Source organism: Flavobacterium sp. (genome assembly GCF_046153165.1).
Lineage (GTDB): Bacteria > Bacteroidota > Bacteroidia > Flavobacteriales > Flavobacteriaceae > Flavobacterium.
In genome coordinates this window covers 1-7,997 of sequence record NZ_JBJXEN010000009.1, presented here as the reverse complement: position 1 = coordinate 7,997, position 7,997 = coordinate 1, and the positions used below count along the sequence as shown (strand labels likewise).

General features: G+C 29.4%; 8 protein-coding genes. 2 read left to right on the top strand and 6 right to left on the bottom strand.

Annotated elements, in window-relative coordinates:
- The coding region (gene gltX / locus ACKVOV_RS01285) for a glutamate--tRNA ligase (protein WP_409204967.1) at nucleotides 1-1,338 on the top strand (1,338 nt) is incomplete at its 5' end.
- Between the two features lie 38 nt (nucleotides 1,339-1,376).
- On the opposite strand, the gene ACKVOV_RS01280 is transcribed toward gltX, so the two are convergent.
- Together ACKVOV_RS01280 and ACKVOV_RS01275 are read right to left on the bottom strand one after the other, a co-directional pair.
- Entirely contained in the window at nucleotides 1,377-2,348 is a 972-nt protein-coding gene (locus tag ACKVOV_RS01280; protein WP_409204966.1) for a hypothetical protein, read from the bottom strand.
- 83 nt (nucleotides 2,349-2,431) lie between these two features.
- Nucleotides 2,432-3,088, bottom strand: coding sequence for a PorT family protein (locus ACKVOV_RS01275; RefSeq protein ID WP_409204965.1), 657 nt, complete (start codon nucleotides 3,086-3,088; stop codon nucleotides 2,432-2,434).
- Between the two features lie 108 nt (nucleotides 3,089-3,196).
- On the opposite strand from ACKVOV_RS01275, the gene ACKVOV_RS01270 reads away from it, so the two are divergent.
- The gene (locus ACKVOV_RS01270; protein ID WP_409204964.1) at nucleotides 3,197-4,180 is read left to right on the top strand and encodes an SPFH domain-containing protein; all 984 of its coding nucleotides are present in this window, start codon (nucleotides 3,197-3,199) and stop codon (nucleotides 4,178-4,180) included.
- A 27-nt stretch (nucleotides 4,181-4,207) separates the two neighbouring features.
- Here ACKVOV_RS01270 and ACKVOV_RS01265 read toward each other — a convergent pair whose 3' ends face one another.
- From ACKVOV_RS01265 to ACKVOV_RS01250, 4 genes are all read right to left on the bottom strand, one after another.
- Nucleotides 4,208-4,462 (bottom strand): DUF6327 family protein, encoded by a 255-nt coding sequence (locus ACKVOV_RS01265; protein ID WP_409204963.1) that lies wholly within the window; start codon nucleotides 4,460-4,462, stop codon nucleotides 4,208-4,210.
- Nucleotides 4,463-4,464: 2 nt separating this feature from the next.
- Nucleotides 4,465-4,815: a competence protein gene (locus ACKVOV_RS01260; RefSeq protein ID WP_409204962.1), complete on the bottom strand. Its 351-nt coding sequence runs from the start codon at nucleotides 4,813-4,815 to the stop codon at nucleotides 4,465-4,467.
- Entirely contained in the window at nucleotides 4,815-5,144 is a 330-nt protein-coding gene (locus ACKVOV_RS01255; RefSeq protein WP_409204961.1) for a YtxH domain-containing protein, read from the bottom strand. Before ACKVOV_RS01255 ends, ACKVOV_RS01260 begins: the two co-directional genes overlap by 1 nt.
- A gap of 728 nt (nucleotides 5,145-5,872) precedes the next feature.
- Nucleotides 5,873-7,969: a glutamine--tRNA ligase/YqeY domain fusion protein gene (locus tag ACKVOV_RS01250; protein ID WP_409204968.1), complete on the bottom strand. Its 2,097-nt coding sequence runs from the start codon at nucleotides 7,967-7,969 to the stop codon at nucleotides 5,873-5,875.
- Between the last annotated feature and the right edge of the window lie 28 nt (nucleotides 7,970-7,997).

Below are 7,997 nucleotides of genomic sequence, written 5' to 3'. Positions count from 1 at the left end.
GAATATATACTAGAAGCATTAGAATGGTTAGGGATTTCTCCTGATGAAACGATAGGTAAAAATGAAAAATTTGGTCCATACAGACAGTCAGAAAGAAAACCTTTATACAAACAATATGCAGACCAATTGATAAGTTCAGGTTGGGCTTATTATGCGTTTGATACTCCTGAGAGTTTAGATACTATACGAAAAACAACCGAAGCAGCGGGAAATACATTTATTTACAATCATACCGTTCGTGAAACATTAGACAATTCATTAACTAATTCTCCGGAAAAAGTAGCTGATAGAATTGCTTCTGGTGAAGATTACGTGATACGTTTTAAAACTCCTGTTAATGAAACGTTACATCTTACGGATATTATTCGTGGCGATATAAAATTTGAAACTAATTTGTTAGACGATAAAGTTTTATTTAAATCTGATGGAATGCCAACTTATCATTTGGCAAATATTGTCGATGATCATTTGATGGAAACTTCTCATGTAATTCGTGGTGAAGAATGGTTGCCATCTATGCCGTTACATGTTTTGTTGTACAGAGCATTTGGTTGGGAAGCTCCAGAATTTGCGCACTTACCATTGATACTAAAACCTGTAGGAAACGGGAAATTAAGCAAACGTGATGGTGAAAAATTAGGTTTCCCTGTGTTCCCATTGCAATGGAAAACAGAAGAAGGAACTTCATTAGGTTATAAAGAGAATGGGTTTTTCCCAGAAGCTGTGATAAACTTCTTAGCCATGTTGGGTTGGAATGACGGAACCGAACAAGAACTTTTTTCGTTAGAAGAATTAGTGCAAAAATTTGATTTGAACAGAATTCACAAAGCAGGAGCGAAGTTTGATCCTGAGAAAAACAAATGGTTCAACCACCAATATTTGGTTAAAAAAGAAGATAAAGCATTGGCTGAATTATTCTTGCCAATAGTGGAATCAAAGGGAATTGTAACGAATTTAGATTATGTAACTAAAGTAGTTGCATCAGTAAAAGAAAGAGCACATTTTGTAAACGAACTTTGGGATTTATCTGATTATTTCTTTGTAGCACCAACTTCTTATGACGAGAAAGCTACAAAAAACTGGAAAGAAGAAACTCCTGAATTAATGAAACAATTGATTGTAGTTTTAAAAACAATAGAAGATTTTACATCCTTAAATATTGAAACTATTATAAAAGATTGGATGACTCAAAACGAAATAGGAATGGGAAAAGTTATGCAACCCTTCCGATTAAGTTTAGTAGGAAAAATGATGGGACCACATCTTTTTGATATCGTAGAAATGATAGGAAAAAAAGAAACCGTTAAGCGAATTGAAAAAGCAATAGCTAGTCTATAAAAAAGTAAAAGCCTCGAAATTCGAGGCTTTTTGTTATCTTATTTACAATTTTTAATGTTTTCGAAATCTTTATCAATCATAAATTGAAATAAATTTTGACCCATAACAGCAAAACCTTTAGGCATAAACAAATATAATATTTTACCTGTTTCACAATCAACAATAACTTTGTATGAAATAATAAATGATTGTCCAACAGGGCCCATATTTCCTTTGGCAATTTCATAAGGAACAGAAAACAACACTACTTTATCCTTTTCTTTTTCAATAAAAGCTTTATTTACCTCTTCATCAGAAACAATTTTAAGATTTCCATTATATTTTTTTAAACAAGCTCCTTTAGAAGTTTTTTCATATATAAGTGATTCTTTAACTAATAATGTTTTGTTCTTTATTAGTGGACAATTACCCTCAGCCATTTCTTTAATATAATTTTCAGAATTTATATTTTTCTTTTTAGAAATAATATAGTTTATATTGGATTGTAACACATCGAAGCAAAATTTATAATCCGCTTCATCCATAAGAATATTGCTTTTCTTACTAAAAACTGGCATATAAGCTTGAGAATCTGGCGCATCTTTATTTGATTCAATTCTTGTATACACAAAAGCATTTATATATAATTTTGTTCTAAAATCCGTATCAATATCTTTAAGTCTTAAATTTCTTAAAACTGCATAAGATTTATTTTTAGATTTCTTTAAAGTTTCTACCTCAGATTGAGTTTTAAATTCAAAATCTGTATTAAGTATCCAATATTTTTTAGCATAAAGAACAATTTCTTCATTATAAAGTTTAATCATATTTTTATATGCTTTTAGATCATCAGCATATTTTGGTTTTTCTAATTTCTTTAATATTTTTTCATCTTCTTCAAGTAATTCAACTATTAATGATCTGGTTTTAAGATCTGCAAAATCTTTAGCATCTCCATGAAAATAAGAGCTAATTTGTGCCCTCCCTAAAAAAGAGACCAAACAAAAAGAAAGTAATAATAGTTTTTTCATAATAAAAATTATTTTTTAAGTTAAAATAGAAATCGCGCAAATGTATACCATTTGCGCGACTTAATAATGTATTCTCGTAATTCTTATAAATTAAACAACAACTGTCCGCTTATAATTCCTAAGTTTCCTTTAAAATTGCTATTGTTGTTTTTCAGCTTTAACTCTTCACTTTTGTTTAAATTATTCAAAAAATTATTCAAACCATATTGGTAATTAACAACGGCGCGAATTCTTTTTGTTCCAGCCGAAATACCAATATAAGCATTTCCGTTTATTTTAGTTACATCGGTAATTTCTTTAGCAGTAAGTAAAGTTCCAACAACATTGTTTAATTCCGATTTACTATCTATTTTTAATTTATCATTTACTTGTAAAACTGGTCCAAAATCGATAGAAACATGGTCTTTTATCAAATTATAACTCGCCAATAACCGAATTTGAACACCCATTGTTTTATAATCTACATCAACTTTGTTTAATAAAGGAGTGAGCGTTTCGACAGAAAAATGATTTTCAAAAAATTGCATTCCAAAAATCGCACTAAAATTATCATAGTAATTTCCTCTAACAGACAAACCACCTACCCAACCAGATTCAGGTTTTGTAACAAAATTTGAAGTTTTTAAAGATGTTTGGGTAATTCCACCCATTATTCCTATACGATTTCCATCACGACGATTGTACTGTGCAAAAGTCATTACGTTAAATAGTAAAACAGAAAATAAAATTAATTTTTTCATTTTTTAAACATTTAATTTACACAAAAGTAATAATATTTGATGAGCACTTTGTAACTTTCAACATAAACTAACGTATAATCAATATAACAAACTTAAAAAAAACTACAAATGAGTACATTTTTTATTATTTTTCTTGTCTTAGGATTATTTATCCTATTCTCTTCTTTTTTTACTGTAAAACAACAAACAGCTGTTGTCATCGAGCGTTTCGGAAAATTTACTGGAATCAGACAATCTGGTTTACAACTCAAATTACCTGTTATAGACAATATTGCGGGTCGTGTAAATCTTAAAATCCAACAACTGGATGTTATGATCGAAACACAAACCAAAGACAATGTTTTTATAAAAATGAAAGTTTCGGTTCAGTTTAAAGTAATCCCTGAACATGTTTATGAAGCTTTTTACAAATTAGAATATCCACACGATCAGATTACAGCCTACGTTTTTGATGTGGTACGTGCCGAAGTTCCAAAACTAATTCTTGATGATGTTTTTGTTCGTAAAGATGACGTTGCTATTGCGGTAAAACGTGAGTTGAATGAAGCAATGACTACTTATGGTTACGATATTATTAATACTTTAGTTACTGATATTGATCCAGATATCCAGGTAAAAAATGCAATGAACCGTATCAATGCTGCCGAAAGAGAAAAAACTGCAGCTATGTTTGAGTCTGAAGCACAACGTATTAGAATTGTTGCTAAAGCCAAAGCTGAAGCTGAAAGTAAAAAATTACAAGGTCAAGGTATTGCAGATCAACGTCGTGAAATTGCTAAAGGATTAGTAGAAAGTGTAGCCGTTTTGAATGAAGTAGGAATCAATTCGCAAGAAGCATCAGCACTTATTGTAATCACACAACATTACGATACTTTACAAGCAATTGGAGCTGACACAAATTCGAATTTGATTTTATTACCAAATTCTCCACAAGCTGCAAGTGAAATGCTAAATAGTATGGTAACTAGTTTTACAGCTTCAAGCATCATTGGCGAACAAATGAAAAAGCAACCTAAACGAGTAAAAGACAAAAATCATACTTCAACAGATTATAATCCGTCGGATACATCTGAAGCAAATGAAATAAAATAACTAAATATTTTAAACAGAAAAAGAGGCTTAATCGCCTCTTTTTCTGTTTAAATACCAATTGAATACATAAGGAATAATCATCTTTAATATGGTTCCATACATTCCAGAAAAAACCTTTTTATACAAATTACCAATAAGTGTAGCCGTCTTAGAAGGAAGAATACTTTCCTTAGTTTTATCAATACTTAAAAGCATTTTTTGATAATAGATTTCTTTTTCTACTTTAAGAATTTCTAAATCGCGTTCTATCTCAGCATATGATGAATATTTTTTCTTCTCCATAATTAATCATTAAAAAATATTTCTGAGAATTTTTCTAAAATGGTTCCTTCTACAATTTTATCTTTTACTAAAAATAAAAAAGAAGCTAAAACTAAATAAACTCCAGCCACACATAAAAAACCTAATGGGTAACTATCTAATAAATTACCCAAAGCAAAAGCACCTGCAACAGATACAAAAAGCAATACAATTGAAAGACAGATTGTTATAAGAAAAAACTTTAGTATTAAAGTAGTAGATTTCATGGCTACTTTAAAACCCCAAAGTTTATAGTAAGCAATGCTACTCTCAATATAAGCCTTAGTGTTCTCTTGAACAGCTTCTGTGTTTTCTTTTAAATCTTCAAATGCCATTATTTTTGAAGTTTAGCGTTTTGTTTTTTTAATTCGGCTAATTTTTCTTCTAGAAACAAAATAGCTTCTTCGGCTTTATAACTAGAATTAGAAAGTAAATTTTCTACAGATTCTTTTAAATCTTCTTTTGAACCAGAAAGTTTTTCTCGAATATCTTCTTCGTAATCTGCCAATTTATTATTGATATCAATTTTCCAATCATCTAAATTACCTTTTAATTTTTCTCTAGTTTTTGAACCTTTATCCGGAGCAAATAAAATTCCTACTCCAACTCCAATTGCTGCACCAACTAAAAGTGCTAATGCATTATTTCCATTTTTGTTCGACATATCTTTTCAATTTAATAAATTTCAATTTACAAAATTTATAATGATGTAGTGTTAAATCGTAGTTAAACATAAAAACCACAATTTTTATACCTAAATTATATCAAAAATTAAAATAAGACCATTTTAAGAACGTTTTTTTAAGAAACATAAAAACACCTTACCTGTTTTTTAAAGTTTTTTAAAAATAATTTATGGGGGTCAATTATAATAGTTTTTAATTATGATTTTTAATTTTTTTATTATAAAATACTATAATAGTGAGATTTATTAAAAATAGAAGTTTACATTTATAAAAACTATAGTTTACGATTTGAAGAAATCATATACTTTTCGTTTTCAAATATTCAAAAAAACAATTCATGAAATTGAGTTCTTTTTTCAGGAACAAAACATTTCGGTTATTAAGAACATTTGTTTTGCTGATATTTCAATTTTGTTTCAAATAATATAAAAAATCAAAATCAAAAAGATTTTAATTTCCATCAGGATTAAAAACAACACTTTTCGCTTCCAAAAAACACAAAAACTAAAATAAAGCCATTTGAGGAACGTTTTTTCAAGAAACACAAAAACACCTTAACCTATTTTTTAAGTTTTTTAAAAACAATTTATGAAGGTTTTTTTTTAACGTAAAAACTATTATTTTTTAATTTTAAATAGTTAAAATCTATAATAGAAAAATCCACTCGAAAGTGGATTTTTTATTTATAAAAGCTATAATTCAAAAATTAAATAGTTTTTAGTAATTCTAAAACTTTTTCGTTTTTCTCCGTATTTTTTAATTCTGATAATTGCACTTGAAAATTAGAAAAATTCTCAGAATCGTTTTTTAGGTTTTTAATTCCTTCATATCTAACAAAAGAAGATTCGCTTTTAATAGACATATTATATAATTTATTTAAAGAATCTAATTCTAAATCAGAAGGTTTTATTTTATCAGAATATTTTAAAATAAAATTAGCAAATAACAAAGAGCTTTTATTGTTACTAATATTTTTATTAATTGAATTAATTAACAGACTAAAATTTGTAACACTTTTTATACTTTCTCCAATAGTATTTTGGATAATTATTCTCTCTTGTTTAGTATCAACTTTAAAATATTTATTGATTTCTTTTAACATATTCATCAATAAATTTTCTTCTTTTTTACCTTTTTCTTCCCAAGCATCTTTAAGTCCAACGGTTTTGTTAAAGACTAATTTTGAAGTACTTGAGTCTTTATCAACATTGAAATAACCCAAACGTTGAAACTGAAATTTATCATTCGTTTTCACATCAGAAAGACTTGGTTCTACAAATCCTTTTACGATTTCTAATGATGATTTGTTCATAAAATCGAGGAAGTTTTTCTCTTTGTGAGCATCGGGTGCTTCATCTATAAACAATCGATCATACAAACGAACTTCAGCTTCAATTGCGTGAGAAATCGAAACCCAATGCAAAGTTCCAGCTACTTTTCGCTTACTGGCTTCGGTACCGCTTCCGCTTAAAGAATCAGTGTCATAAGTCGCTTGAATTTCAGTAATATTTCCGTCTGAATCTTTGGTAACACTTTCTCCTTTAATAATATAACCATTTTTTAGACGTACTTCATTTCCTATGCTCAACCTAAAAAATTTAGCTGGAGCCACTTCAAGAAAATCTTCTCTTTCTATATATAATTCACGAGAAAATGGCACTTTTCTGAAACCTGCACTTTCATCTTCTTGATTATTTTCGGCTTCTAACCATTCTTCTTTTCCTTCAGGATAATTTTTAATGACCAACTTTACTGGATCTAAAACTGCCATAACTCTTGGTGCAGTTTTGTTTAAATCTTCGCGTAAACAAAACTCCAAAAGTGACACATCAATCACGTTTTCACGTTTGGCAACTCCAATAGTTTCACAGAAATTTCGAATCGATTTTGCGGTATATCCACGACGACGCAAACCAGAAATAGTTGGCATTCTAGGATCGTCCCAACCGTTTACAATATTTTCTTGAACCAATTGCAACAGTTTTCGCTTGCTCATTACGGTGTAATTCAAGTTCAAACGAGCAAACTCATATTGATTTGGTCTAACTTTAGTTGCATCATATATTTGATCTAAAAACCAATTGTATAATTCACGATGCATGACAAATTCTAACGTACAAATAGAGTGAGAAATTTGTTCGATATAATCACTTTCGCCGTGCGCATAATCGTACATTGGATAAATTTTCCAATCGTTCCCAGTTCTGTGATGATGACGATGCAAAACTCTGTACATCAAAGGATCACGCATTAGCATGTTTTTAGAAGTCATATCTATTTTAGCTCTCAAAACATGGCTTCCTTCTGGAAAATCTCCGTTTTTCATTGCTTCAAATAAAGTCAAATTTTCTTCAACAGAACGGTTTCTAAAAGGACCATCTACACCTGGTTGGGTTGGAGTTCCTTTTTGCATTGCCATATCTTCAGACGATTGACTATCTACATAGGCTTTTCCATTTTTAATCATTACAACGGCCCAATCATACAACTGTTGGAAATAGTCGGAAGCATAACGTTCTTCGGCCCAATTGAAGCCTAACCAAAGTAAATCTTCTTTAATAGCATCAACATATTCTTGTTCTTCTTTGGCTGGATTTGTGTCGTCAAAACGCAAATTTACAGGTGCATTGTATCTTAATCCCAATCCAAAATTCAAACAAATAGACTTTGCATGACCAATATGTAAATAACCATTTGGCTCTGGCGGGAAACGAAAACGCAATTTATCTTGTGGAAAACCGCTTGCTAACGAATCTTCTATAATTTGTTCAATAAAATTGAGTGATTTTTCTTCGGTTGACATAATTATGTTTAATTTTAGCAAAGATAAA